Origin of the sequence: Streptomyces fuscichromogenes (assembly GCF_014645815.1) — a bacterium.
Classification (GTDB): Bacteria; Actinomycetota; Actinomycetes; order Streptomycetales; family Streptomycetaceae; genus Streptomyces; species Streptomyces fuscichromogenes.
In genome coordinates this window covers 501,264-525,073 of record NZ_BMML01000006.1, presented here as the reverse complement: position 1 = coordinate 525,073, position 23,810 = coordinate 501,264, and the positions used below count along the sequence as shown (strand labels likewise).

Genomic DNA, 23,810 nt, shown 5'->3' with positions numbered 1-23,810 from the left:
ACTGCCACACCGCTGACCAGCAAGTCCGACCTCACCCAAGACCCAGAAACCCGATTAGCTGCGGACCCCGGGTCCAGCTGACGTCCGTCTTTGGTGAGGAAGGCTTCGAAGCCTTTCTTCGCGGCGTCGGGGAGGAAGGCGAGATCCTTCTTCCCCGTCCACTTGATTTCGCTGACATGACGTACCTCATGCTCGGGCAGTAGTCGTCTGAGCATTTCCAGCATCTGCACCGGACGTTCTCGTCGATGAGGATTCGCATCAGGCGGCGCGCGGTCCTGGGCTGTAGCTGTCCACATACAGGGCAAAGGACACCGCATCGCGGGCGGCCTCAGCTGTCACGCCGGGGTAGTAGTCGGCGATCTTCTCGGGAGGGACGCGATCCTCCACCAGCTCCGCGACGGCGTCGAACGGGACGCGAGTGCCGGTGATCACCGGCTGACCTCCTTGCGTCTCCGGGTCCACACTGACGTGCTGCTTGGGTCGCAGAAGGTGTGGAACTACGACGCCGGCGCGGGGCGCGAACTCCTGGAGGATGTCGTCCATGGTTGCGATGACCCGCTGCCCAGGGTGCTTGACGAGGTCCGTTGCATGGTCGTCCTCGGTGTCACCCACAAGGACGATGGAGTCGCCCTCGGCGACCAGGGAGTATCTGGACAGATGCTCGAACTCACCGAATCGCTTCAGCGTGGCCAGAGCCTTGCGGATCTTCTGCAGCGATACGTCTTGCCGGAGGATCGCGAACGCGCGTAGGGCCAGCACATCCCTGAAGGAGTACAGAGCGGGCTTGGTTGCAAGCTCAGGGCAGAGGATGGGTCCATTGCCTCGGTCCTGCCGCCATGAGCGCAGTTGCCCGGTGGTGGCCCCAGAGAGAGCTGCAGCCATACGAGTCGAGTACGCCATTGTCCGCTCCCTCCGTTCCTCGCGAGATCTTCTACCCGCCAGCGTCCCAGTTGTGCGCCTCAGGACGCTACAGGAAGTAGGAGGAGGTGGGACCGAAGCAGGCGCAGGACTCCCGCGATGTATCGAGAGACGTTGAGCGAGCTGGCACGCTTGTGACTTTCGGCCCCCGCACCTGGCAACTATCGTCGGCCGGTCAGCGCGCGGACGTTCTCCAGCAGGGCGTGGAGCAGGAACGGCGGCTCAGCAGTGACCGTCCGCGTCGTCTCCAGGTACGTTGCCGCGTTCTTACCGTCGATGCCCTCGCCGGCACGGATGAGTTCCTGGCGGCGTTCCTCCCAGGTCGGCCAGTGTTGGTCGAGGTAGGTCTCCAGAGTGTCCTCGAAGGCGGTGTATCGGCCGGTTGAGTCGTCGGCGGGCTGGGAGGCCGGCGTCGTCCCCAGGTACTGGAGAAGGTTCGCGTTCTTGGCCCGGTTCACTCGTGCCTGCCGCTCGAATTCCTGTTCCTTCTCCTGACGCTGCTCTGGAATGAAGTGGCTCACAGACTCCCGCTTGCGCTCCTCCATGCCGGAGTCACCGTCGAACACCACGTAGCACGGGACGCCCAAGGCGCTGAACAGCGCATCGGAGATCATGATGTTGTCCTTGCCATGGACCTCGATGACGCTGATGCCCTCTGCCCCCAGGTTGATACCGGACCGCTCGGCGCACCCGGTGATGACCCCCTCGTCCCCACGGCCCTCGACCAGCACCACGGCGTGGGCGAAGAAGCCCTCAGCCAGCGCGCCTCCCAGCGTCCCCTCGGTCCTGCTCCGGATCGACTTCTTGTCCACGAGCCCGTCGAGGGCCCTGCACAGGTCTTCCTCCGTGGCCTGCCACACCTCGGTGGCGGGATGCTCCTCACTGACAGCGCGGCACAGACGTCGGATCTGGTGGTAGCCCTTCGGGTCGATGAAGACCGGATTGTGGGTCGCGTGCATGACCTGCGTACGCCCTTGCGGCGACGCGGCGATCAGCTCGCGAAGCACCTTCGCAAAGGTTCGAGCCTGAGGGGGGTGCTGGAACAGCTCGGGCTCCTCGATGGCCAGGCACAACGTCCGCATTCCGTCGGCCGGGCGCCTTCGGTCCGCCAGGTACTTCAGTGCCGCGATGATCAGGGCGCGCTGAAAGCCGTGCCCTTGCCGGTGCACCGAAGTGTGGGCCGCGCCGTCCCGGATGGTCACCTGGAAGGTGGTCCTGGCCGGCCTGGGCGCCTGGACCGTGGGAGTCACTACCACCTGACGTCCGGTGGTGAACTTCGAAACCTCTTCGGAGAGAGCGGCCGACACCTCGTCCAGCACCGGACCGTAGACCTTGGCGTGCACCTCCTGCCGGGCCAGATGGGCATTTTCCTCGATCTCTCCGAGCTGCTCGTTCGCCTGCGAGCGGTCCACCGCGTGGTCGAGGATGCGGCCGAGTGCCGTGGCCTTCTGATCGTCGGCCTCCTCGTACGCCCGCAGGTCGGCGGAGACGAACACGAAGTCGATCAGCTGGGCGAGCCTGCTCTGCCCGGCGAAGCCGAAGAAGTGGGTGTCCTCGACCTCGGCCTCGGTGAGCCGGTTGCGGTTGTCCAACTCCCAGGTGAGCATCGCTTCCAGGACTTTGTCCTTGGTGCCGGCAGATGGCAGCCCCAGGCCCGGATCGCTCTCCCTCAAGTGCTCATAGGCGCGGCGAAGCTCCATGGCCTTGTCATTCTTGCGCACCTCCTCGAACGGTGCGTACGCGAGTGCCTTGCCGGTGATCTTGTCCTCACCGTTCTGCCAGGTCCGCCAGACGCTCACACTCGCGGCGCCCTCGGGCGCGTACCGCCCAAGCGTCTGACGGTCGTGATCCGTGAGCCCGTCGAACTCCACCTCCACGGAGATGCGGCCGTCCTCGGCCGCCGAGTGGATGTCGTCGTCGCTGAGGGCGACACCCTTCTCGCCATTGAAGAACCAGTCGAGTGCTCGGAGCACGGTGGACTTGCCAACCCCTGTCGGGCCGATGAAGGAGGTTATTTCCTCGAAGGACACGTCCACCTTGTGCAGACAGCAGAAGTTCTCGATGCGCACTCGCTTGATCTTCACAGTCGTCCTGAATGGTTGTTGCGGGCGGGGTATTTGTATCCCTGTGTGACGTTTGTGGACGCTAGCAGCCGTCCTGACGCCTCATCAGCCGAATTCCCGAGATGAGTGAATTTCTGAAGGGCGGGACCTCTGAGCCTCGGAGCCCTGCGGCAGCCCTCCATGCCCCTTGCTGCCGACACCAGGCTGCTCTCTGCGGAGATCGAAGTCAGCGTCACCTCTGATGCCTTTTGTGATCTCCCGGAACGGGGCAGACGACAGTCAGGTGGTCTGCCGTCTGCGGTCCGCGGTCGGTGGGATTGATCAGCGGACGGGCCTCCCTGGTTGCATGTTTCAGCACCGGGAATTCCTCACCTACGCCTTTCCACCGGGCCGCACCCGGCTGTGCGTGCTTGGCCTCGGTGCTCTGGGACATCTGGGTCTCGCTCGCTTCTTCCCGGCCGGCGCCGCGGTGGACGGGGCTGCTGTCAGCCTCACCCGGCGCCCGCGAGCGAACGAGTGGATGTCTGCCGTACGGGCGAAAACGGTTGAGGAAGGCCGCCCACGTCGCACCGTCCGAGGGGGTACTTCCTCAGCGTCGATGTCGACGTGTTCTGCCGTGGATCGGCGCTGCGTCGCTCAACACGCCTGCAAGGTCTCGCCAGGCACGGATGACGGATCCAACGTCCAATAGGAGACCGCGAATCTGCCGAAGCAGCAGGCGTGCCACACCCAGTCCCATGACAGCGCCACATCCCACGGCGAACCACCGCATCACATGGCCTCCTGACCCCAAGTGTCAGGCTTTCCGAGATCAGTACCCAACTGGTCGCATTTCTTGCCCTCGCGCCACAGCGTTACGCGACGCCTGGCACCAGACTGTTCGTCGTAGGGGCCGAAGTCTGTAGGGTCGAGCCCAATTGGCCAGCCCCGCTGCGGCGTCGTGCCCATAGCGTGCCCATAAGAGCGGACAACCACGGTCAACAGAGGCACCTCCGGCCCTGGCGAGGCTGCCGCTGAATCGGCGTATGGGCAGGTCAGAAGCAACGCGGACGCCCAAGCGCCGTCGCTTCCCAAGCTGAGAGCGCGAGTTCGATTCTCGTCACCCGCTCCAGGAGAAACCCCCAGGTCGATGACCCGGGGGTTGTTTGTTGCCCAGACCAGTGCAGGGTGCGCGCACCACAACCGCTCGGCTAGCTTCCGGTGCACTCCTCCTTGCGGTGCGCGGCGTTGCCCTCGTGTTCCTTCGCACGCTCCGCCCGCACCATCTCGTCCAGCCCGGCCGCCCTGAAGCCATCGGGGGCCCCTCCCGGGAACCGGGCCGGAGCGATGGCGTGGTGATCAAATCGTTGCGGTACCGCGTACAACCGCGTAACGCCCTCCCCTGTCCCACAGTTGGCCGCTGGGGATGAACCTCTGGCCGGTGCGCCCACGCGCTCGGTCCGGACGGCAGGGGAAGGACGGGTTCGAAGATGGGGAAGACGATGTGGAGCGCGGTGGTGGCCGGTGGAGCGGCAATCGTGTTCACAGGGGTGGCTGCGGTGCCGGCCGGGGCGGCGGAGGGCGGGGTCTCCTTCAGCCGGGTCACGGTGAACAGCGGGAAGCCGATCGTGATCGGGGTCAAGGAGGAGGTCGAGGTGCGGGCGGCCTTCCGGATGACGACCACGCTCAAATACGACTTCGGGCCGAAGGTGTTCCCCTACCGAGGGAAGCCCGACACGGGGGACAGACTGTACAGCGCCGTCATCACCAGCGACTGCGAGGTCGTGGACAGGGCGAAGGGAATCTGCGACTTCGACGAATGGCTGTACATCGACCCGCGGCACGTTGACTTCGGGAACGAGGACGCCGGAACCTGGAAAACTGCCGCTCAGGTCTTTCTCGCCGGTGACGCCCAGGACACCGACGACCTGAACCTCCCGTTGCAGGTCAAGCGGGCCACACGCGTCACTGTCAACGCCTCGCCAGAGCCGGTCGCGGCAGGGAAGACGATCACCGTGACCGGACGGGTCACACGGGCGAATTGGGACACCCACACGTACCAGGGGTACGCGGGCCGCACGGTGAGCCTGCAGTTCAAGGCGGCGGGCGCTTCCTCGTACACGACGGTCAAAAAGGTGACGTCGAGCAGCACGGGGGCGCTCAGGACCACGGTGAAGGCCACCGAGCCGGGGACGTGGCGGTGGACGTACTACGGGAACTCCACCTCTGGGGCGAAGTCGTCGACCGGGGATTACGTCACCGTGCGGTAGGCGGCGTGCGCGGAGCGCCTCCCCTCGCGGAAGCGTCACCACAGTGCGTGGCGCTCTCAGTCGCAGGAGCTCTGACCAGGTGTGCCAGAACCGTGCCAGGTCATGCAGCGAACACTGGGCGTGCGGGGAGTCTGTGCCACGTGCTCTCTCCGCCGTTCTGGACTTCGATCCTATGGGGACCGCTGTCCGAGAACTTCAGGGCGCCTCAGACATCGGCGAGTTCCACTCTGCGCTACGTGGCACATCCCACGAGTGCTTCGATGCTCGTCGCCCGCGCCGGATTGAGGCCTCGGGTCAGCTACCTGGGGTTTCTCGGCCGCTCCGACTGGGGCGGCATTTTCTCCGTACGCCCTGACGGCGCCTCGGCTCAAACCTTCTCCGAACTCACGCGTGGGTGCTCTGCAGTGAGCAGGGCGATGTCTTCTGCATCGGAAGTCAGGATCGTCACCCGGCCGGGATGTTGCAGGGCGGTCGCGCACAGCATGGCGTCGATTGCGTACTTGTGGCCGTGCAGCCCCGCTGCGCGCAGCAGGGCTGCAGCGGATTGCGCGACGACCTGGGTCACCGGCTCGACGCTCAGGCGGGACAGGGTCCGCTTCAGTGCGGCTTCGTTGATCTTCGGGTGGATCACCTCGACCAGCACCGCTGCCGAGGTGATCACGGGCAGGTCCGCGTCGCGAGCCGCCGCCAGCCACTCGTGGATTTCCCGATCACGTTGCACGGTCTTTGCCAGGCCCTCGCTGTCCACGACCAGGGCACCGCTCACGCGGGCGCCCCGGCATTTGAGGCGCCGGCCCGCTTGGCCGCCACGGCCTCGGGGCCGGCCGGGCCGTGCACCTTGTCGAAGTCCGCGATCAGCTCGTCCAGGTTGTTCCGCTCGATCTGTCGCTGGGCCGCCTTCTCCAGGTAGGCCGAGACGCCCCGCTTGCCGACCCGCTCAGGGATCGCCTGTAGTGGGTGGCAAGTGCACCACGAGGCTCTGATCTGATGCGGAGGTTCGGCCGGAGGTTCGTCGGTGCTGTGCAGCCTCAACGCCACGTCGGCAGCTGACCCCCGCACCGGGCGAACCGCGCCCAGGTGCCCCCTCAGTGGCGTCGACCTCCCCCCTTCTGGGACTCCGTGTCCTCCGCGTGCCCGTAAGAGCGGAAAACCACGGTCAACAGCGGTGCAATCCGACGCACACGATCACTTCGAGATCCAAGTATCCGTGCTGGTCAGAGGCGTTCAGCCGTTGCAGGCGCCGTCGCTTCCCAAGCTGAGAGCGTGAGTTCGATTCTCGTCACCCGCTCTTCTTGAAGCCCCAGGTCAACGGCCTGGGGCTTGTGTATTGGTGGGTCTTTTGGTGGCGTCTCGGCAGGTGGAGCTTCGGAAGATCGGGCACGTGGAGGGCACGAAGTCCCGGGGCGGGGTGCAGAGCCAGTCGGCGGGAGGTGACGGACCTGCAATGTCGCTCGATGGGTCAGGGCGTTCGCCCAGTGGAAGCACTCAGCTTCCCGTTCCCTCGGCGGGGCCGGTCGGTGCTGTGTGGACGTCTCCTCGCAGAAGTGGCGTCGGCCCCGGCCGCCCGTGCGGCCGGCCTTCGTGTGGAGGTCGCGCATGATGTCGATGGTCTCGGGGCCGCCACCGTTGCCGGTGCCCGGGGACGCCCAGTCGGCGAGTTCGGCACTGGTGCGTTCCCTCGGCTGGGAGGCGAGGAGGCCGGCGCATGTCCTGGCCTCCGGCGCTCCCTCAACGCATGGACCCCAGGCCGTCCTGGTCGGTCATCTGGGTGGCCAGGCTCTGGTCGTACTGCCCGCCGGCCAGGTCCACGTGGCCGGAGCGCCGTTGGACGAGGATGTCGAAGGTGCCCAGGCTGTTCGGCCGTACGACGTTGGCGTGGACCCCGCGGTGCCAGTCGCCCTCCGCGTGGACACGGTCGCGTTCCTTGTGGCCCGTGCACTCGGCCGTCACGGGGTCGAAGACGGGGAACACATCGCTGCCCGAGCTCATGAACTGTCCGTTTCCCTCACACCGGTCCGCCTCTGACGCGGAGCCTCACGACGGACCGTAGAGAAACGACCATCAGCCGTGGAACCACCGCCGTGGCGTTCCGGGCCTGCGGCTCGGGCGTGGGTCAAGGCGGACATGACCCGTACCCTGCGGCTCGGCGCGGCCGGGCGGCACCCTCTTCCGTCTCACGGGGGATGCTGCCGAGTCACCCCACGTTGACGCTCCCCACCTGCGAAGCGCTCCCCGAACGGGACATGCGTCCCGGCCGAGCCGAGCACGGAGCCCGTTCGCTCAGGCACTCGGCCGGTGCGCACCAGCCCTCGCGGGGCGGCCAGTGCTGACAGCGCGAGTTCGGTTCTCGTCATCCCCGCCATGACGAAACCCCAGGCCAGCGACTGGGGTTGCTGCTTTCGAGGGCTCTTCGGCGGATTTCGCCTCGTGGAGGGCACGAGTGCTTGGCAGGACCCGCACCGCGACCGTTCACGTGTGCTGAAAGATGCCGCCGGCCTGCTGTTCCATCGCATCTGCCGACGGCGTAACGGTGTCTGAGCCCGCAGCCTGCCGATCCCCCGGCGGTGACATCGGAGCGCTTGCGAAACCCTGACCAGGCGTGCGGAAGGGGAGCCCCGGGCCGTCCGGGGCTCCCTGTGTACGCGCCGTTGTCGAAACCGGTGCGTACGGCTCGATGGCGGACCACGTCCCGGTGGCTCACCGCCGGACGTCGTCATGCGGATCGCCGCCTGCGCGGCAAGGGCGAGCTGGAGGGCAGGCCGCGGTGGACCGAGTGGAGCAGGGGCCCGCCGGAGCCGGCTTCGAGTGCCGAGGTCCGCGGACGGGACTGCCGCGGAACCGGGTGGGAACGGCCCCGGGTGCGGGGCGGCCGCCCGATGCGCTGCGACGCCGTTCGGGTACGAGCGGTGGCTTTCGGTACCGCGGTCGCCCCAACAGCCGGTACGGGCTTCGGGCGCTCCCGCGAAGGTATCCCGCTACCGGTGCTCGGGGTTCTCGTAGTCGCGGCGGCAGCCGGCGTCCCAGACGGTGCGCTGGTTGCCGTAGGCGGGGATGCCGCCGAGGTCCTTCAGCGCGCGGGCCAGGTGGAGCAGGTTCCAGGTCATGAAGGTGGTGTTGCGGTTGGTGAAGTCGTTCTCCGGACCGCCCGAGCCGGGGTCGAGGTACGACGGTCCGGGGCCGGCCTCGCCGATCCATCCGGCGTCCGCCTGGGGAGGGATGGTGTACCCCAGGTGTTGCAGGCTGTAGAGGACGTTCATGGCGCAGTGCTTGACGCCGTCCTCGTTGCCGGTGATCAGGCAGCCGCCGACCCTTCCGTAGTAGGCGTACTGGCCGGCGTCGTTGAGCAGGCTGGAGCAGGCGTAGAGGCGTTCGATCACCCGCTTCATCACGGAACTGTTGTCACCCAGCCAGATGGGGCCCGCCAGCACCAGGATGTCGGCCGCCAGGACCTGCTGGTACAGGTCCGGCCAGGCGTCCGTCGCCCAGCCGTGCTCCGTCATGTCGGGCCACACACCGGTGGCGATGTCGTGGTCCACGGCCCGTAGGACGTCGACCCGTACCCCCTGTGCGTCCATGATGGCGGTGCTGCGGTCGATCAGTCCCTGCGTGTTGCTCGTGCCGGGCGACCGCTTGAGGGTGCAGTTGATCACCAGGGCCCGCAGGTCGTCGTACCGGGCCGGCGGTGCGTCGGTGGCGGGCGACGAAGTGGTCACATGGTCCTCCCTGAGCCTGCCGCCGCTCGGTGTCCGGCGGCGGGTCCACATCCGGATCCAGCGTGCGGGCCGACCGCGGAAGGCGCCACCACAGCACCTCCGAACGGCCTCGGCGGTGCTTGAGCTCCGGCACGGGTCGGTACCCGTCACCGGTCCCCGGGCGGCGGCCGACAGGTGGCCGAGGCGGACGGGGCGTGCCTACGGTCGCCCCATGGGCACCGAAGGCGCGACCGGGTCGCGGGACACTGCAGCAGTGGATGACGTCGCGCACCTGTTGGTGCGCTGTCTGCGGGCCGAGGGCGTGGAGTACGTCTTCGGCATCCCTGGTGAGGAGAACATCCGTTTCGTCGACGCGCTGAACGGCTCCGGGATCCGGTATGTCCTGGTACGTCATGAACAGGCCGCCTCGTTCATGGCGGAGATCTACGGGCGGCTGACCGGCCGGGCCGGTGTGTGTTCGGCCACGCTGGGGCCCGGCGCGATCAATCTGCTGCTCGGCACCGCGGACGCCATGACGAACAGCGCGCCGCTGGTGGCCCTGGCCGCCCAGGGCTCCCTGCGCCGCATCCACAAGGAGTCGCACCAGGTCGTCGACCTGGTGTCGATGTTCGCTCCCGTCACCCAGTGGTCGGCCCGTATCGAGTGTCCGGACGCGGTGCCGGAGATGACCCGCAAGGCGTTCAAGACGGCGCAGGGCGAACGGCCCGGCGCCGTGTTCCTCGCGGTCCCGGAGGACGTCGAGGCGGAGCGTCCCGCCGGGCCGCTGGCGCCCCTGCAGATCGACACGGTGCGGGCCGACGCGCCGTCACCCTCCCAGATCGCACGGGCGGCCGAGGTGCTCGCGGCTGCCCGGCACCCGGTCGTGCTGGCAGGCCATGGCGCCGCCCGAGCCGGGGCCTCGGCCGCCCTGGTGCGGTTCGCCGAACGGCTGGACATCCCGGTCGCGACCACCTTCCACGGCAAGGGCGTCTTTCCCGACGACCATCCGAACGCCCTCGGCGCGGTCGGCTTCATGCGCCACGACTACGGCAACTTCGGCTTCGACGCGGCCGATGTGCTGCTCTGCGTGGGCTACGAGATCCAGGAGTTCGACCCGGCCAAGATCAACCCGAACGGCGACAAGCGGATCGTTCACATCCACCGCTTCCCCGCCGAGGTGGACACCCACTACCCGGTCACCGTGGGTGTCGAAAGTGACCTCTCCCAGGCGCTGGACGCGCTCGCGGCGGCACTGCCCGAGGGACTCTCCTACGATTCGGGAGGCAGCGAGAAGATCCGCACCCTGCTCGACGAAGAGCTGCAGTACGGACGTGACAACGACGCGTTTCCCCTGGTGCCGCAGCGCGTCGTGACCGATGTGCGCACCGCGCTGGACCGCCACGACATCGTGCTCGCCGACACCGGCGCCGGAAAGATGTGGATGTCCCGTCTCTACCCCACCTACGAACCGGACACCTGCCTGGTCTCCAACGGCCTGTCCACGATGGGGTTCGCACTGCCGGGTGCCATCGCCGCCAAGCTGGCCCGGCCGGACCGGCGGGTCCTGGCGATGATGGGGGACGGCTCGTTCCTGATGAACTCCCAGGAACTGGAGACGGCCGTCCGTGAACGCGTCCCGCTGGTCGTCCTGGTCCTGGTGGACGAGGAATACGGCCTGATCACCTGGAAGATGGAACTCGAACTCGGCCGCCACAGCCACACCCGGTTCACCAACCCGGACCTGGTCGCCTACGCCGAGAGCTTCGGTGCACGCGGCTACGTGATCGAGACCGCCGGCCAACTGCTGCCCACACTGCGCCGCGCCCTCGACGACAACTCGGTCTCCGTGATCGCCTGCCCCGTCGACTACTCCGAGAACCTGCGCCTGACCGACAGGCTGGGCAGTCTTCACGGTCCGTTCTGATCCGACAGCCCCAGAGCCTCCCGGCCGGCATCGGGAAGGCCCCCGCACCGGCGAACCCGCCACGGACCCGCCGTCGGCCACACCGTCCAGGCCGGCCTGGACGTCCGCAGTCCGGCGTCCGCCGTCGGCGCGGGACAGCCCGCTGCCGTCGTGGATCTCGTCGTTGTCGAGCGAGATGACGTACCGGCCGAGCACCTCGCGCACGACACCGCTGTGCCGTCCTCGAAGGTGGCCGAGCGGCCGGGTCGGTGCCGGTCACGTGGTTGCCGTCGACCACAAGAGCCCGTACCGGCGCGATGGAGGCGGGGGAGCGGCCGTCGTTCCGGCCGGTCGCGAGGGTGGGCTCGGGGAAGAGGCTGTCGTCGACATGGACCTGCGCCGAGGCGGGACCCGCGTTCTTCAGCCCGGCGACGGCGGTTCTGGCCATCTCGGTGAGGTCTGCCGTCGCCGTGGACGGCCTTCGTGGTGAAGCGGTGGTCGGGGCCGAGGACGGTCAACGTGGCGGTCGAGGTGCCGAGTTTGGTATGTGAGGCGGCCATCAGCGCGGTCGTCGCGTCATGGCCCCAGACCTGCCTGTCGGACGCTGCGTCGATGACGACACCGCAGAGCGTGCTGCCCAGGCGCGTGTCCTGGCTGCGCGTGTTCAGGTTGTCCGCGATCTGCTGCGCGGCCGGGTCGAGCACGGTGGCGGCGGTCTTCGAGACGGCCTTGTCGGCGGCGAAGGCGGACGGAGCGGTCAGGCTGGTTCCGGCGACGGGAACGGCGACCGCCAACACGGCTGCCCGGCGGAGGGCCGCGGAAGAAACGAGTACGGGGTCTCGTAGCCGATGTTCGCGGGGGAGGGGTGCCTCTATGTCTTTCGTCAAGCGAGGCGTGGGGTTCCGGGTTCGTGGAAGGTGCCGTCGCGGAGCATCGCGAAGAGCACGTCGATCCGTCGGCGGGCGAGCCGGAGGAGGGCTTGCGTGTGGGTCTTTCCTCTGGCTCGGCATTTGTCGTAGTAGGTGCGGGAGGCGGGATCGTGGAGGGCGGCGAACGCGGACAGGGACATCGCGCGTTTGAGCTGCCGGTTGCCGCCTCTGGGCGCGTGTTCGCCGTGGATCGACGTTCCCGACGACTTGGTGGTCGGGGCAAGGCCGGCGTAGGAGGCCAGGTGGGCGGCGGTGGGGAAGCTGGTTCCGTCGCCGACGGTGACCAGCAAGGTGGCGGCGGTCCTGACCGCGACCCCCGGAAGCGAGGTCAGGACCGCGGAACGAGGGTGAGCCTCCAACAGCTGTCCGATCTGTGCTTCCAGGGCCCTGCGCTGTTCGTGGACGGCGGAGAGCGAGCGAGCGGGCCAGGGACGGGATCACGACGTCGAGGGTGCCGGTGCCCGGGACCACGACGGTCTGCTCGTCGAGGGCATCGAAGACCTCGTCGATGAGGCGGGCGGCCATGCGTGGGGCCTTGGGCCGGACCACCTCGACGAGCCTGCGGCGACCGGCTTTCCGCAGGGCGGCCGGGGATCCGTGGCGTTCCAGCAGCCAGGTCACCGCGGGGTGGTCCAGTCAGGGGCCGAGGACGCGTTCCAGGCTGGGGTGGAACTGGGCGAGCAGGCCGCGGATCCGGTTGGAGGTGCGGGTGGCCTCGGCGGCGAGGTCCTGGTCGAAGCCGGCCGGCACGGTCAGCTCGGCGGTGATCTCGTCGGTCAGTTGAAGCGGGCGCAGGGTGTGCGGCATGGTGCGGGCCGCGTCCGCGATCACCGCGGCGTCCTTCGCGTCGGTCTTCGCCTTGCCCGGGTAGAGGCCGGCGATCCGTCGCATCGAGAGTCCGGGCAGGTAGGCCACCTTGCAGCCGGCGGCCCGGGCGACAGCTGCTTGTCGAAGACCTTCTTGCCGGCCGAGGTGAGGCCGTGCCCGTGGTGGGTGCTCTTGCCGACGTCCAGGCCGAGGAAGACGCCCACGTCGTCGATGTCGTCCAGCCCATCCTCCCGAACGGGGTTCGTGCGATGCCGGCCAGGGCGTCGGCGTCGTATGCGCGCATCCACGTCATGCAGACCTGCCGCCCGCAAACGGCCGGGCATTGCGCCAGACCAAGCGGTAGTCGGACCTCTCATCAGCGTCTCCAACGGCGCCTCCCGGGCCCGGTGACACCACCCCCCAGGGCATCCGTTCGACAGGGGGGAACAGTCATGCCGGGCCCGGAGGCCAGCGATCCTCCTGCAGGACCGCGAAGAAGATGACGGGGGACGGGTCAGGCGAGGACGAGTGAGGGCGGGCGAGGCCGCCACGGGGTTTCGAAGGTGAAAGCAACAGCGCCAAGCCCCTTCACTGATCAGCTTCTTGTGAAGAGGACATGCAACACTCCGGCCACAGGAACGGGCCCTCGTCGTTCACGAGAAACACACCTGACATGCACATGCCCTACGCTTGGTCGGCCTTGCTCCTTCTCCCCCACGGAAGGTCTGGGAAACGCGGATGACCAGAGCGGACCGGATGAGAAAGCCCAGAGCGCGGTCGGCGGTACTGCCCGCCCTTCTGGCCGGCCTGCTGGCGTTGACCCTGGCGGCACCGTCCGCCGCGGCCGACACCGGCACCCCTCCATCGCCATCGGCAACGGCAACGAACACGACCGCAGCGCCCGGCACCCGCGCCCTCTGCGCGCGCCCGAGTCGCCCCGGCGAGGCGTCCTGCTTCGCGCTCGCCCGTGATGACATGGGGCGGCAGGCCAAGGGCCTGCAGCCCCTCGCGGCACCGGCGGGGCTGGGCCCCGCCGACCTCCAGAGCGCCTACGACCTGCCCTCCGGCACGGCCGGGGCCGGCGCCACGGTGGCGATCGTCGACGCCTACGACAACCCGAACGCCGAGGCCGATCTGGCCGTCTACCGCAGTCAGTTCGGCCTGCCGCCCTGCACCACAGCGGGCGGCTGCTTCCGCAAGGCCGACCAGCGCGGTGGCACCGACTACCCGCAGCCCGACGGGGGCTGGGCCGGGGAGATCGCCCTCGACCTCGACATGGTCAGCGCCGCCTGCCCGCAGTGCTCCATCCTGCTGGTCGAGGCCGACGAGCCGAGCATCGACAGCCTCGGCGAGGCCGAGAACACGGCGGTCGCGCTCGGCGCCGCGTACGTCTCCAACAGCTGGGGCGCGAGCGAGAGCGCGATCGGCGACCTGCCCGGCGACGCCTACTACAGGCACCCGGGTGTGGCCATCACGTTCAGCACCGGCGACAACGGCTACGGCACCAGCTACCCGGCCTCCCTCCCCTACGTCACCGCGGTCGGCGGCACCTCGCTCGCCCGGGACACCTCCACGACCCGCGGCTGGAGCGAGTCCGCCTGGACCGGCGCGGGCAGCGGCTGTTCGGCCTACCAGGCCAAGCCCTCCTTCCAGACCGACCGGGGCTGCGCGAACCGCGCCGTCGCCGACGTGTCGGCGGTGGCCGACCCGGCGACCGGCGTCAGCGTCTACAACACGTACGAGGACGGCGGCTGGGGCGTGTACGGCGGCACCAGCGCGTCCGCCCCGCTCATCGCCGCCACCTACGCCCTCGCCGGGAAGCCGGGTGCGAAGACGTACCCCAACGCCTACCCGTACGCCCACACCGGCGCCCTCCACGACGTGGCCACCGGCACCAACGGCACCTGCGACACCGCCTATCTGTGCACCTCCGGCACCGGCTGGGACGGCCCGACCGGCCTCGGCACCCCCGACGGCACCACCGCCTTCACCACCGGCCCCTACGGCGAGCTGACCGGCCGGGTCACCGACCCGGACACCGGCACCGGGCTCGCCGGCGTCCGCGTCACGGCGGGCGCCGACGCCACGACGACCGCCGCCGACGGCACGTACGACATGACGCTGCCGGCGGGGACGTACGACGTGACGGCCGCGCGGTTCGGCTACGGCAGCGCCGTCTCGGCCGGCGTCGAGATCGGCGACGGCCAGGCCGCGAGCCGCGACTTCACGCTCACCGAGCAGCCGCTGGTCACCTACACCGGGCGGATCCGGGACGGCTCCGGGCACGACTGGCCGCTCTCCGCGGGCGTCCAGGTCGCGGGCGAGCCGTCGACCCGGACGTACACCGACCCGGCGACCGGCCGCTACACCCTGCGGCTGCCGGCCAACAGCGCCCTCACCCTCCAGGTCGACCCCGTCTACACCGGCTACCAGGTGACGACGGCCGACGTGACGACCGGGACCGGGGCGGGGCATCGGGACTTCGCCGTCCGGGTCGACGCCGCGTCCTGCGTGGCGCCCGGCTACCGGCAGACGTTCAGCGCCCCGAGCCAGACCTTCGACGGGACGTCGGCTCCGGACGGCTGGACCGTCACCGGCGCCGACGCTGGACACACCTGGGTCTTCGACGACCCGGGCGCACGCGACAACCTCACCGGCGGCTCGGGCGGCTTCGCCATCGCCGACAGCGACCACTACGGCGACGACGAGAACACCTCGCTTCTCTCACCCGTACTGGACCTGACCGGCTACGACACGGCCGCGGTCCGCTTCGCCACCTTCTACAGGAAGTTCGACGACGACTCCCGCGCGGACGTCGACCTCAGCACGGACGGCGGCCGGACCTGGTCCACGGTCTGGCACCGGGACACGGTCAACGCCGGACCCGGCGTCCAGGCGCTGAGCCTGCCGGACGCGGCAGGGAAGTCCGCGGTACGGCTGCGGTTCCGCTACACCGCGCACAACGCCTACTACTGGCAGGTCGACGACGTCACCTTCGGCGGCGTGCGGTGCGCCCCGGTCCGGGGCGGGCTGCTGTACGGCACGGTGACGGACCGGAACACCGGCGCGGCGGTGCCCGGAGCCTCGGTCACCGCTCCCGGCGGCGCATCGGCGACGACGGCCGGGGACGGCACGTACGCGCTCTTCGTCCCCGGGACCGGCCGGCAGCGGATCACCACGGCCGCCGGCCACTACACCACGACGACCAGGACGGTCCGGGTCCGGGCCGACCACGCGAGCCGCCTCCGACCGGTGCTGCGCGCCGGCCGGTTGGCGGTCGGCCCGGCGTCCGTCACCAGGACCGTGCACCGGGGACGGACGGCGACGGCACGGCTCACCCTGCGCAACACCGGCTCGGCACCGCTGACCGTGACGCTCACCGAGCGGTCAGGTGACATCCCGGCCGCTACGGTCACCGACCCCGCCGCGCAGTACGTGCCCGGCGACTACAGTCCCCTGCCGCTGACCGCGGCCAAGTCCACCACCACCGCATCCGGCACCGAGGCGGCGGCGCCGGCGGCCTCCGCCTGGACCGAGGTCACCGACTACCCGACCGCCGTCATGGACAACGCGGTCGCGACCGGCCCGGACGGCCGGGTCTACTCGGTCGGCGGCATCGACGGCACCTCCCTGCTGGACGGCGGGAACGTCTACGACCCGGCCAGCGCCGCCTGGACGGCGATCCCCGGCGGCCCGGCCACCCCGCGCGAGGCCCCCGAGGCCGCCTTCCTCGGCGGGCGGCTCTACGTCACCGGCGGCTGGGACGCGACCGGCACCCCCGTCGCCGCCACCGAGGTCTACGACCCGCAACACCACACCTGGTCCAGCGTCGCCCGGGCGGCCACACCGTACGCCGCCGCCGGCTCGGCGACGTTGGACGGCAAGTGGTACCTGGTCGGCGGCTGCGCCTCGTCCGGCTGCGGCACCACCACGGTCCAGGTCTACGACCCGGCCACCGACACGTGGGGCACCACGACGCCGTACCCGGAGCCCGTCTCCTGGCTCGGCTGCGGGGCCGTCGGCGGCCAGTTGTACTGCGCGGGCGGCTACACGGCGACCGGCGGCACCCGGCACGCCTACGTCTACGAACCCGTTTCCGCCCACTGGACCCGGATCCCGGACCTGCCGACCGACCTGTGGGGCTCCGCCTACACCGCCGTCGACGGACGGTTCCTCGTCTCCGGCGGTACCAGCGACCTGATGGGCGGCCGTACCGACGGCGGCTTCGCCTACGACCCCGCCGCCCGCACCTGGACCGGCCTGCCGCCCTCCGCCAACGCCCTCTACCGGGGCGGCGGCGCGTGCGGCTTCTTCCACGTCGGCGGCGCCCGCAGCGTCTTCGACGCCACCCCGGCCGTCGAACGGCTGCCGGGCCTCGACGACTGCGTCCCGGCCGCCGACGTGCCCTGGCTCACCGCCGCCCCCGCCACCGTCCAGCTGCGCCCAGGCGCACGCGTCACCGTCACCGTTCGCCTGGACGCCTCCGTCGCGACAGTCGACAGGACGGGGACGTACACGGCCGCGCTGGCCGTCGGCACGGACACGCCGTACACCTGTCCGGTGGTCCCGGTGCGGATGACCGTGGGCTGACCCGTGCCCCGACCCATGCGCTGACGTCGGTCCTGCACACGCCGTCCGGCCGCGCTCCGAACGAGCGTGTCCGGACGGCCCTTCCCGACGCTCCCGGCCGCCGCGCGCCGAGTTGTCCGCGAACTCCCCTGGGATTGTCCGTGATCGGTAACGGACGCATCGCCAGGCCGCCGTCCGTCGTCCTGTCATGTGGTCGCAAGATGACCGAGGACCGGTGAGGAACTACGGGAGAGCGGGGCGGACATGGCACGGCACGGCGGCGGGCGGGGCTGGTACGGCAAGGTGCTCGGTGCGGCGCTCGGTGTGACGGTGCTCGCCGCCGGTGCCTCGATATGGACCGCGCAGGCCGGTGTCGTCGGCGTCGCGTCGCCGAAGGCGAGGACGACCGCGTCCGCCACGCTGCGCAGTGCCGTCAAGCCGGTCTCGGTGACCATCGCGCACGCCTCGGACCAGGGAGCGCGCGGTGTGAACATCACCATCGACGACGGCCCCGACCCGGTGTGGACCCCTCAGGTGCTCGACGTGCTGCGGGAGTACGGGGTGAAGGCCACGTTCTGCATGGTGGGGACGCAGGCGCAGGCCCACCCGGACCTCGTGAAGAAGGTGGTCGCGGCCGGGCACCGGCTGTGCGACCACTCGGTGTCGCACGACACCACCATGGACAAGAAGTCCGAGGCCTACCAGTCGCGGGAGATACTCGACGCCGAACGCATGATCACCGAAGCGTCCGGGGGCGTGGCGCCGATGTACTACCGGGCGCCCGGCGGTGCTTTCACTCCCTACAGCCGCAAGCTGGCCGCTTCCCGGGGGATGCGTCCGCTGGGCTGGAACGTGGACACCAAGGACTTCGAGCAGCCGGGCACGGACGCCATCGTCGCCACCGTGGAGCGGGAACTGCCCAACGGGCCGACCGTTCTCTTCCACGACGCGGGCGGCGACCGCTCCGAGACCGTGGCCGCCCTGCGCCGGATCCTCCCCCGCCTCAAGGAGCAGGGGTACTCCTTCGGCTTCCCGGTGCGCTGAGCCCTTCGCGCAAGGTCACGTGTCGGCACCGCCGCCTATCGGGGCTGAGGGGACGAGCCGTCCTTGAACCGGGGGTTCAGGTCTGGGGGCGGCCTCAGGTGGTGAAGGTGAAGTACTTCCAGGGGCCGTGCGTGGTCGAGTTCACGGTGTCGTTCGAGGAGTTGTCGATGTAGGACGACCGCACGCGCATCGAGTGGCCGGTCTGGTGCGTGCCCCGCAGTTCCACCACCGACCTGCCCTTGGAGTCGAGCCTGAAGTACTCGTACCCGGCCGGCCGCCAGGCGCCGGCGGAACCTCGACCGTGCCGGAGGCGGAGGCGGCCGTGCGATCGGCGTCGCCGGCGTAGGAGACCTGGTAGGTGACCTTGCTGCCCGCGGGTGGGACGTCGGTGAAGGAGAAGGTCCCGTCCGCCGTCACCGTCGCGGCAGGCAGCGCCTTGCCCTTCGGGGACTCCAGGTCCGTCCGGGCCGCCGAGGTGTGATCCATGGAGGCGGCCGCTCACGTCCCCGGAGCCAGTACCAGAACACGGAACGGACCGGGCGGCTCGGTCAGCGGCACGGCCGGGAGGGTGCCGTCCCCTGCGTAACGCCAGCCCCAGGACCGCATGGTCTCCACCGTTCTGTCGTCCCGGGCGTCCACCAGCGTGACGCCGAGCGCTGCGCCGTGGCCGGCGAGCAACCGCCGCTGCAGGCGCCGGGCGAGGTTCCAGACCTGGTCCTTGTACTCCCGGCGCACGCGAGGCGGCACCACGATTCCGGAGACGACGAAGAGACCGCCGGAGGCGGTACGACGGAGCAGACTCGCTCCGACGTGTCCGCCGGACCCTGCCCACCACGGGCCGGCGCCGGTCGCGGGGAAGCCGTAGGCGTATCCGGCCAGGGCGGTGGTCTCGGCGATCAGCAGCGAGAACCCCGGCCGTCGGGCGTCGGCCGCGAGATGGACGAGGAACGTCGCACGCGCCTGGTTCCATGCCCACGCGTCACCACCGGAGGTCTCCGCGTACAGATCACCCAGCTCCTGCAGCCGGTCGGCGACCTGCCCACGGGTCAGCGGACGGACGCGTTCCGCCACCTCGGGCGACGAGCGGCGCTCGGCCTTCGCCGAGTTCGAGTCCGAGTTCGAGTCCGGCAGGCGAGTACGCGGCCTGCCCCGTGCGGGTTGGAGCGCGGGGAGGGTCAGGGGCGTCGGGAGGAACACGTGCGCGGGCATGAGCAACCCAGCCCCGGGCACGGGCGAAGGCCGCCCCGGCGTCGTCGATCCCCGAGAACGGCACCGGTGTCGGAGGCGGTGCACGGCATGCCCTCGGTCTCTCCACCGTACTCCCGGCGAGGCCCGCCCCGGCGGCCCGCTCCGACGCTCCAGCGCCCCGGCAGTCGCCGGGAACAGGGCGGGTGCGTGTGGGTTGACTGCGACGGGCAGGACGGCGGGGATGTCACGGGCGCCGAAGTCAGCCTTCCCCGGCGTCATCCGCCGCGGCCGTCATGAGCGGTTCGGCGGCGTCCTCGGTGGTGTCCGGAGGCACGACCACAAGGTCCCAGCGCCCTCGGCCGGGGGCGAGCAGGACGATGGTGTCCGGGGCGTTCGCCGCCAGGGCTCTGTGCAGTCGTACCACCTGGTTGGAGACGAGCATCCGGCCGGGCGCCGCGGACCACACCGCCCCGTTGACGGTGACACTGGTGATATGGCCCCACTCGCGCGGCAACCCGGCCAACAGGTGCGGGAGTTCCACGAGGAGGTCGTAGGAGCGCGGCCACCAGGCTCCGTCTGTGGACCGGGGCAGGCCGCCGCGGGGCGCCAGGCGCAGGCGGAGGACGGGGCGGGAGGGAAGCGGTGGTTGCAGTGCGGTGGTCATGAGGTGCTGCCGACTTCCTTGGGTGGGTGCGTGGGTGCCGCCAGGTGCGACGCGCGGCGACTCTGGTTGGCATCGCCGGGCGCTGCCGCGGTCCGCGTGGTGGCGGTCGCGCCGGGTTTGCCGGACGGAGAGGCGGTTGAGGGGGCACCTGGTCGTGGCTTCGTCGAAGGCCCGTCGGGTGCGGGAGGCGCTTTCACCTGGCGCGTGGCGCAGCGGACTGACGCTCCGGGCCACGTGGTGGAGCGGCACGATGCGGGCGCAAGTCCTGCCCACAGCAGGGCGGTCAGGCCATGGGCAGGGAGGCCGCGGCCATGGCCGCGGATCCGCCGCCTCGGATTCGCGAGGCGACGTCCGGCGGGGTGGGCGTGCAGGGGACTGGGCTGCATGGTGGCGTCCTGGGCCTCGGCGAAGGCCGCTGGGACAGAGCTGCGGCCGGGGTCACGGACTGCCCCTGGAGATGGGTGGTGTGCTGGTGACGGCCTGTCGGACAGACACGACCCACCCTCGTTCCGCCCACCGTACTCCTCGGGCGGGGGATACCCGGATTCCGCTGACCGGCGGCCCTCGACCGGATGCACCGGGGGCGGCGTCGCGTTGACACCTGTCGTCACCGGACGTTGACTGGCGGGACGGCTGAGGGCCGGGAAGGGCAGGGTCGACCGGATCTCCGGAAGCCTGAAGCAGGCCGTCGGGAAGGCGAAGGGCGCCTTCGGGCGGTGCCCCACGCAGACGGAAGCGGTACACACGACGATGTACGACCAGACACGCGCCCAGCAGCCCCCCGACCTGCACCCGGACCCGGGCGGACGCCGGACCACGGGCCCGGAGCCGCTGCTCCCGCCGGAAGAACGGGCCGAGATCGTGCGCCGCCTCGGACATGCCGTCAACACCTTCGCGGACACGCCGCGCGAGGCGCTGGAGGAGGCCGAGGCCGCCTTCGACGAAGCCGCCGCCCGGCTGGCGAGCGCCCTTTCGGAGCTGCGGCGGGTGCTCCGGGCCGGCTGGCAGGACCGGGACCCCGAAGCGGACTCCGCCGAACTGAGGGACGCGCTGCGGCAGTACCGGGACCTCACCCAACGCCTGCTGCGTACATAGACAACGGCAGGCCCCGCCGGAAAACGGCGGGGGTTCACGCCGTCCCGTCCCCGGCATCGTCGATCGCCGAGAGCGGCTCCGGTGTCCGGATCGTCGTACGGTACGCGCCGGTGTGCGCACCGTATTCCCGGCTGGGAGGGACAGCCGCCTTCGCGAGCGGCCTCCGCCGTCGGCACGGGCCGACCGGCCCGGCTCCGTTCGGTCACCCGGGGCGGGCAACGCGTGACGGGCCTGCCGCTGTCCGGTGCGCGGTGCGGCCGGCACGCAGGGGCGGTCCTTCCCGGCATACCCTTCAGAAAGAGGGGATCGCCGGGTGACTCGGACGGGCCCGCGTGGAGACCCGCCGCGGCCGCCCCCGCACCGTCTCTCGGCGTTGTCGGGTGGCGATGCCTCCGCGTTCTGCCCCGTCGCCCGCCAGGAGGTCCGCATGGACGACGACACCTTGCCCTCCGTGAGCCACGCCGAGGTGCGCATCGTCGCGGCGACTCCTGAGGTCGCCCGGCGCGTGGCCGAGGTACTCCGTCACTGCTTCGCCTCGACCGAGCAGCGCAGCTACCCCGCCGGGGCAGGCGGTGGCACCCGGCTCCATCTCACCCTCGACACCGCCCACACCGCGGAACCCGCGCGGTCGTGGCTCGCGGCCAGTGAGTCGACGGGACAGGCGTCGGCGCACGCCGATGAGGTGTGACCCGGGTCCGTGCGGCCAGGAGGGTCCGCCGTCCCGGCCGTCCCCACGCGGCCGTCGACACCCCGGAGAACGACAGACATGACGAAAAACCGCGCGCACGCGAGAACAACCGGAAGGCGGTCCTGCGATCCCTGTACGGGGCTGTGGAGCACGACCGCCCCGGGGCCGGCGGATCGGAGCTCCGCGCCGAGTCGGGGCTGCCCGGTGAGGCCTCCCCGCCGCCTGCGTCCACCTGGCCGACGAGGGCCTGATCACGGTGGAACCGGCCTCGCACCGGACCCCGGTCGCCGTGCCGCCGACACGCGAGGGCATCCGCCTGGTGGAGCAGCGGGAGACACGACAGCAGGAGGCCCGGCCCCGTCCGCTTCTCCGTGATCCGGAGTAGCCTGGCCACACCGAGAGCTTTTCGCGCAGCGCGGTCGGCGGTGCCGTTCCCGGCGAGTGACGCGACGGGCGGCCGTTCCCATGGCGCCCGGGACGGGACCGCACGATGGGAACGAGCAGAACGCGGGGCACAGGTGCGTCCGCGGCCGACGCGCACACGTATCGCATGCCCCTGCCTCGCCTGACGGTCGCCCGGGACATCAGTCACGGGCCGCTGGACGGGGCCTGGTGGCCTCGTTGCGACGCCCTGGAACTCGAACTGCCCGCGCTCGTAGTCGCGTTGGAACCGGACGTGGACGCCGAGGTACGGGTCACCGTCGACCCCGCCGAATGGCCCGGCGCCCCGCACGCGGTCATGGCGCCCGGCCGGGCGATCACCGTGCAGTCGGCTGGTCCCGCGGACGAGGCGCATGTCATCACCCTGGACTGCGGCACCGTGGGACGCTGGGTGCTCCTGGTGGTCCCGCCCGACGAGTCCGTGGGAACGGCCGCCCGGCTGCTGGCCGCGGTCGACGACCCCGAGAGCCCGCTGACCGCCGTGCGGATGCTGGAGCTCGCCCGCACCGGCCGCCTCGGAGGCACGGCTGGGAAGACCGGATGAGGGCCGCGCCCCGGGTGGAAGCCCCGGCGGGGCAGGCCGCCGTCTCGCCTCTGTGCCCCGCACTGCGCGATCCGTCGGCCGCCCAGGGCGAAGCGCACGCGCTCTTCGAGGAGTGCCGCATCGTCCGCGCGTACGGTGAACTGGACGCGCAGACCGTCGCACCACTGGTCAGCGCCCTGGCCAAGGTCCGCGCGGCCCGGCCCGGACGGCTTCTGATCATCGTGGACCTGAGCGCGGTCACCTTCGCCGACTGCAGCATTCTGCGGCCGCTGTGCGAGGCGTGGGCCGACTGCCACGCCCGGGGCGGCTGGATCCGCATCGTCCACGACAACCACACGATCGGCCTGGTCTTCCGCTGCACCGGCATGCTCCGCCGCTTCCCCGCCTACGCGAACGCACAGGAGGCCTGGGAGGGACGGAGGGCCGGGGCGACGGCGGTGTCGAGTGGGCCCTGAAGGAGATCTGCCACGGCGAGGCCACATGTCAGTGCCCGCCGCAGATAGGGTTGTGGCACGACGCAGATGGTGCTGATTCCTTCGGAGCACGGGTGCCACGCACAACTGGGTCACTCGCAGCGCTCCCGGAACGAAGGTGTCATGCCCGCCGAGAACGACCCTGTCGTCGGCAACCTCGACGATGACGACTACCCCGCCTACACCATGGGCCGGGCCGCCGACGTGCTCGGCACCACCCCCGCCTTCCTGAGGGCCGTCGGTGAGGCCGGGCTGATCACCCCGCTGCGCTCGGAAGGCGGTCACCGCCGCTACTCCCGCCGCCAGCTGCTCGTCGCTGCCCGCGCCCGCGAGCTGGTCGGTCAGGGCACCCCCGTCGAGGCCGCCTGTCGCATCATCTCTCTCGAGGACCAGCTGGACGACGCCCTCCGCCTCAACCGTGAAATACGCCGGAAGCTGGACGAGGGCGACGCCAATATCTAGTTCCGCCGGTGCAGGAATACCGGTTCCGGCGGGATGAGAATCACGGGTGAACGCGAATGTGCATGGCCGGTTCCTCTCGGA

The 23,810-nt window shown here is 70.3% G+C and carries 19 protein-coding genes and 3 pseudogenes; 9 read left to right on the top strand and 13 right to left on the bottom strand.

Going from position 1 to position 23,810, the window contains the following annotated elements; all coding sequences use genetic code 11:
* From IEZ11_RS50845 to IEZ11_RS16390, 3 genes and pseudogenes are all read right to left on the bottom strand, one after another.
* Nucleotides 1-230, bottom strand: a pseudogene (locus tag IEZ11_RS50845) (hypothetical protein); the annotation flags it as partial.
* A gap of 28 nt (nucleotides 231-258) precedes the next feature.
* On the bottom strand, nucleotides 259-882 hold the full coding sequence (locus IEZ11_RS16395; protein WP_189263456.1) for a DUF433 domain-containing protein: 624 nt from the start codon (nucleotides 880-882) through the stop codon (nucleotides 259-261).
* A gap of 197 nt (nucleotides 883-1,079) precedes the next feature.
* Nucleotides 1,080-3,002 carry an ATP-dependent nuclease gene (locus IEZ11_RS16390; protein ID WP_189263455.1) on the bottom strand — a complete coding sequence of 641 codons (1,923 nt, stop codon included), beginning with the start codon at nucleotides 3,000-3,002 and terminating at the stop codon, nucleotides 1,080-1,082.
* Nucleotides 3,003-4,450: 1,448 nt separating this feature from the next.
* On the opposite strand from IEZ11_RS16390, the gene IEZ11_RS16385 reads away from it, so the two are divergent.
* Nucleotides 4,451-5,230: a hypothetical protein gene (locus tag IEZ11_RS16385; protein ID WP_189263454.1), complete on the top strand. Its 780-nt coding sequence runs from the start codon at nucleotides 4,451-4,453 to the stop codon at nucleotides 5,228-5,230.
* Nucleotides 5,231-5,597: 367 nt separating this feature from the next.
* Here the strand turns inward: IEZ11_RS16385 and IEZ11_RS16380 are convergent, their stop codons facing one another.
* From IEZ11_RS16380 to IEZ11_RS16365, 4 genes are all read right to left on the bottom strand, one after another.
* Entirely contained in the window at nucleotides 5,598-5,996 is a 399-nt protein-coding gene (locus IEZ11_RS16380) for a PIN domain-containing protein (RefSeq protein ID WP_189263453.1), read from the bottom strand.
* Nucleotides 5,993-6,268: a hypothetical protein gene (locus tag IEZ11_RS16375; protein ID WP_373294916.1), complete on the bottom strand. Its 276-nt coding sequence runs from the start codon at nucleotides 6,266-6,268 to the stop codon at nucleotides 5,993-5,995. The genes IEZ11_RS16380 and IEZ11_RS16375 overlap by 4 nt, the downstream gene beginning before the upstream one ends.
* 690 nt (nucleotides 6,269-6,958) lie before the next feature.
* Complete coding sequence (locus tag IEZ11_RS16370) at nucleotides 6,959-7,219, bottom strand: NUDIX hydrolase (protein WP_189263452.1); 261 nt, start codon at nucleotides 7,217-7,219, stop codon at nucleotides 6,959-6,961.
* Between the two features lie 986 nt (nucleotides 7,220-8,205).
* Nucleotides 8,206-8,943, bottom strand: a complete 738-nt coding sequence (locus IEZ11_RS16365; RefSeq protein ID WP_189263451.1) for a flavodoxin family protein — start codon at nucleotides 8,941-8,943, stop codon at nucleotides 8,206-8,208.
* 211 nt (nucleotides 8,944-9,154) lie between these two features.
* Here IEZ11_RS16365 and IEZ11_RS16360 point away from each other — a divergent pair, with 211 nt between their 5' ends.
* A complete protein-coding gene (locus IEZ11_RS16360) occupies nucleotides 9,155-10,846 on the top strand; it encodes an acetolactate synthase large subunit (protein ID WP_189263450.1) in 1,692 nt (563 codons plus the stop codon).
* Here the strand turns inward: IEZ11_RS16360 and IEZ11_RS16355 are convergent.
* Together IEZ11_RS16355 and IEZ11_RS16350 are read right to left on the bottom strand one after the other, a co-directional pair.
* Nucleotides 10,831-11,529, bottom strand: coding sequence for a D-alanyl-D-alanine carboxypeptidase (locus IEZ11_RS16355; protein ID WP_229713060.1), 699 nt, complete (start codon nucleotides 11,527-11,529; stop codon nucleotides 10,831-10,833). The genes IEZ11_RS16360 and IEZ11_RS16355 overlap by 16 nt on opposite strands.
* Nucleotides 11,530-11,708: 179 nt before the next feature.
* Nucleotides 11,709-12,803, bottom strand: a pseudogene (locus IEZ11_RS16350) (IS110 family RNA-guided transposase).
* 514 nt (nucleotides 12,804-13,317) lie between these two features.
* On the opposite strand from IEZ11_RS16350, the gene IEZ11_RS16345 reads away from it, so the two are divergent.
* Together IEZ11_RS16345 and IEZ11_RS16340 are read left to right on the top strand one after the other, a co-directional pair.
* On the top strand, nucleotides 13,318-17,151 hold the full coding sequence (locus IEZ11_RS16345; protein ID WP_189263449.1) for a carboxypeptidase regulatory-like domain-containing protein: 3,834 nt from the start codon (nucleotides 13,318-13,320) through the stop codon (nucleotides 17,149-17,151).
* A gap of 243 nt (nucleotides 17,152-17,394) precedes the next feature.
* Nucleotides 17,395-18,174, top strand: coding sequence for a polysaccharide deacetylase family protein (locus tag IEZ11_RS16340; protein WP_189263448.1), 780 nt, complete (start codon nucleotides 17,395-17,397; stop codon nucleotides 18,172-18,174).
* Nucleotides 18,175-18,268: 94 nt separating this feature from the next.
* On the opposite strand, the gene IEZ11_RS52430 is transcribed toward IEZ11_RS16340, so the two are convergent.
* From IEZ11_RS52430 to IEZ11_RS16330, 4 genes and pseudogenes are all read right to left on the bottom strand, one after another.
* Nucleotides 18,269-18,403, bottom strand: a complete 135-nt coding sequence (locus IEZ11_RS52430; RefSeq protein WP_373294914.1) for a hypothetical protein — start codon at nucleotides 18,401-18,403, stop codon at nucleotides 18,269-18,271.
* Between the two features lie 53 nt (nucleotides 18,404-18,456).
* Nucleotides 18,457-18,648: pseudogene (locus IEZ11_RS52725) on the bottom strand (hypothetical protein); the annotation flags it as partial.
* 24 nt (nucleotides 18,649-18,672) lie between these two features.
* Nucleotides 18,673-19,383: a hypothetical protein gene (locus IEZ11_RS16335; protein ID WP_189263447.1), complete on the bottom strand. Its 711-nt coding sequence runs from the start codon at nucleotides 19,381-19,383 to the stop codon at nucleotides 18,673-18,675.
* 238 nt (nucleotides 19,384-19,621) lie between these two features.
* Entirely contained in the window at nucleotides 19,622-20,026 is a 405-nt protein-coding gene (locus IEZ11_RS16330) for a DUF5994 family protein (protein WP_189263446.1), read from the bottom strand.
* Between the two features lie 750 nt (nucleotides 20,027-20,776).
* Here IEZ11_RS16330 and IEZ11_RS16325 point away from each other — a divergent pair.
* From IEZ11_RS16325 to IEZ11_RS16305, 5 genes are all read left to right on the top strand, one after another.
* A complete protein-coding gene (locus tag IEZ11_RS16325) occupies nucleotides 20,777-21,121 on the top strand; it encodes a hypothetical protein (RefSeq protein ID WP_189263445.1) in 345 nt (114 codons plus the stop codon).
* Nucleotides 21,122-21,548: 427 nt separating this feature from the next.
* Nucleotides 21,549-21,809 (top strand): hypothetical protein, encoded by a 261-nt coding sequence (locus IEZ11_RS16320; protein WP_189263444.1) that lies wholly within the window; start codon nucleotides 21,549-21,551, stop codon nucleotides 21,807-21,809.
* A 550-nt stretch (nucleotides 21,810-22,359) separates the two neighbouring features.
* Nucleotides 22,360-22,794 (top strand): DUF5994 family protein, encoded by a 435-nt coding sequence (locus tag IEZ11_RS16315; RefSeq protein WP_189263443.1) that lies wholly within the window; start codon nucleotides 22,360-22,362, stop codon nucleotides 22,792-22,794.
* Complete coding sequence (locus IEZ11_RS16310; protein WP_189263442.1) at nucleotides 22,791-23,249, top strand: STAS domain-containing protein; 459 nt, start codon at nucleotides 22,791-22,793, stop codon at nucleotides 23,247-23,249. The genes IEZ11_RS16315 and IEZ11_RS16310 overlap by 4 nt, the downstream gene beginning before the upstream one ends.
* A 141-nt stretch (nucleotides 23,250-23,390) precedes the next feature.
* A complete protein-coding gene (locus IEZ11_RS16305; protein WP_189263441.1) occupies nucleotides 23,391-23,729 on the top strand; it encodes a helix-turn-helix domain-containing protein in 339 nt (112 codons plus the stop codon).
* The last annotated feature ends 81 nt before the right edge of the window (nucleotides 23,730-23,810 follow it).

What these genes read in the sequence shown, in the direction of transcription:
- IEZ11_RS16395 (WP_189263456.1), bottom strand. Translation starts at nt 882, where the DNA reads ATGGCTGCAGCTCTCTCTGGGGCCACCACCGGGCAACTGCGCTCATGG.
- IEZ11_RS16310 (WP_189263442.1), top strand. Translation starts at nt 22,791, where the DNA reads ATGAGGGCCGCGCCCCGGGTGGAAGCCCCGGCGGGGCAGGCCGCCGTC.
- IEZ11_RS16330 (WP_189263446.1), bottom strand. Translation starts at nt 20,026, where the DNA reads ATGACCACCGCACTGCAACCACCGCTTCCCTCCCGCCCCGTCCTCCGC.
- IEZ11_RS16370 (WP_189263452.1), bottom strand. Translation starts at nt 7,219, where the DNA reads ATGAGCTCGGGCAGCGATGTGTTCCCCGTCTTCGACCCCGTGACGGCC.
- IEZ11_RS16385 (WP_189263454.1), top strand. Translation starts at nt 4,451, where the DNA reads ATGGGGAAGACGATGTGGAGCGCGGTGGTGGCCGGTGGAGCGGCAATC.
- IEZ11_RS16335 (WP_189263447.1), bottom strand. Translation starts at nt 19,383, where the DNA reads ATGCCCGCGCACGTGTTCCTCCCGACGCCCCTGACCCTCCCCGCGCTC.
- IEZ11_RS16340 (WP_189263448.1), top strand. Translation starts at nt 17,395, where the DNA reads ATGGCACGGCACGGCGGCGGGCGGGGCTGGTACGGCAAGGTGCTCGGT.
- IEZ11_RS16320 (WP_189263444.1), top strand. Translation starts at nt 21,549, where the DNA reads ATGGACGACGACACCTTGCCCTCCGTGAGCCACGCCGAGGTGCGCATC.
- IEZ11_RS16325 (WP_189263445.1), top strand. Translation starts at nt 20,777, where the DNA reads ATGTACGACCAGACACGCGCCCAGCAGCCCCCCGACCTGCACCCGGAC.
- IEZ11_RS16315 (WP_189263443.1), top strand. Translation starts at nt 22,360, where the DNA reads ATGCCCCTGCCTCGCCTGACGGTCGCCCGGGACATCAGTCACGGGCCG.
- IEZ11_RS16360 (WP_189263450.1), top strand. Translation starts at nt 9,155, where the DNA reads ATGGGCACCGAAGGCGCGACCGGGTCGCGGGACACTGCAGCAGTGGAT.
- IEZ11_RS16345 (WP_189263449.1), top strand. Translation starts at nt 13,318, where the DNA reads ATGAGAAAGCCCAGAGCGCGGTCGGCGGTACTGCCCGCCCTTCTGGCC.
- IEZ11_RS16305 (WP_189263441.1), top strand. Translation starts at nt 23,391, where the DNA reads ATGCCCGCCGAGAACGACCCTGTCGTCGGCAACCTCGACGATGACGAC.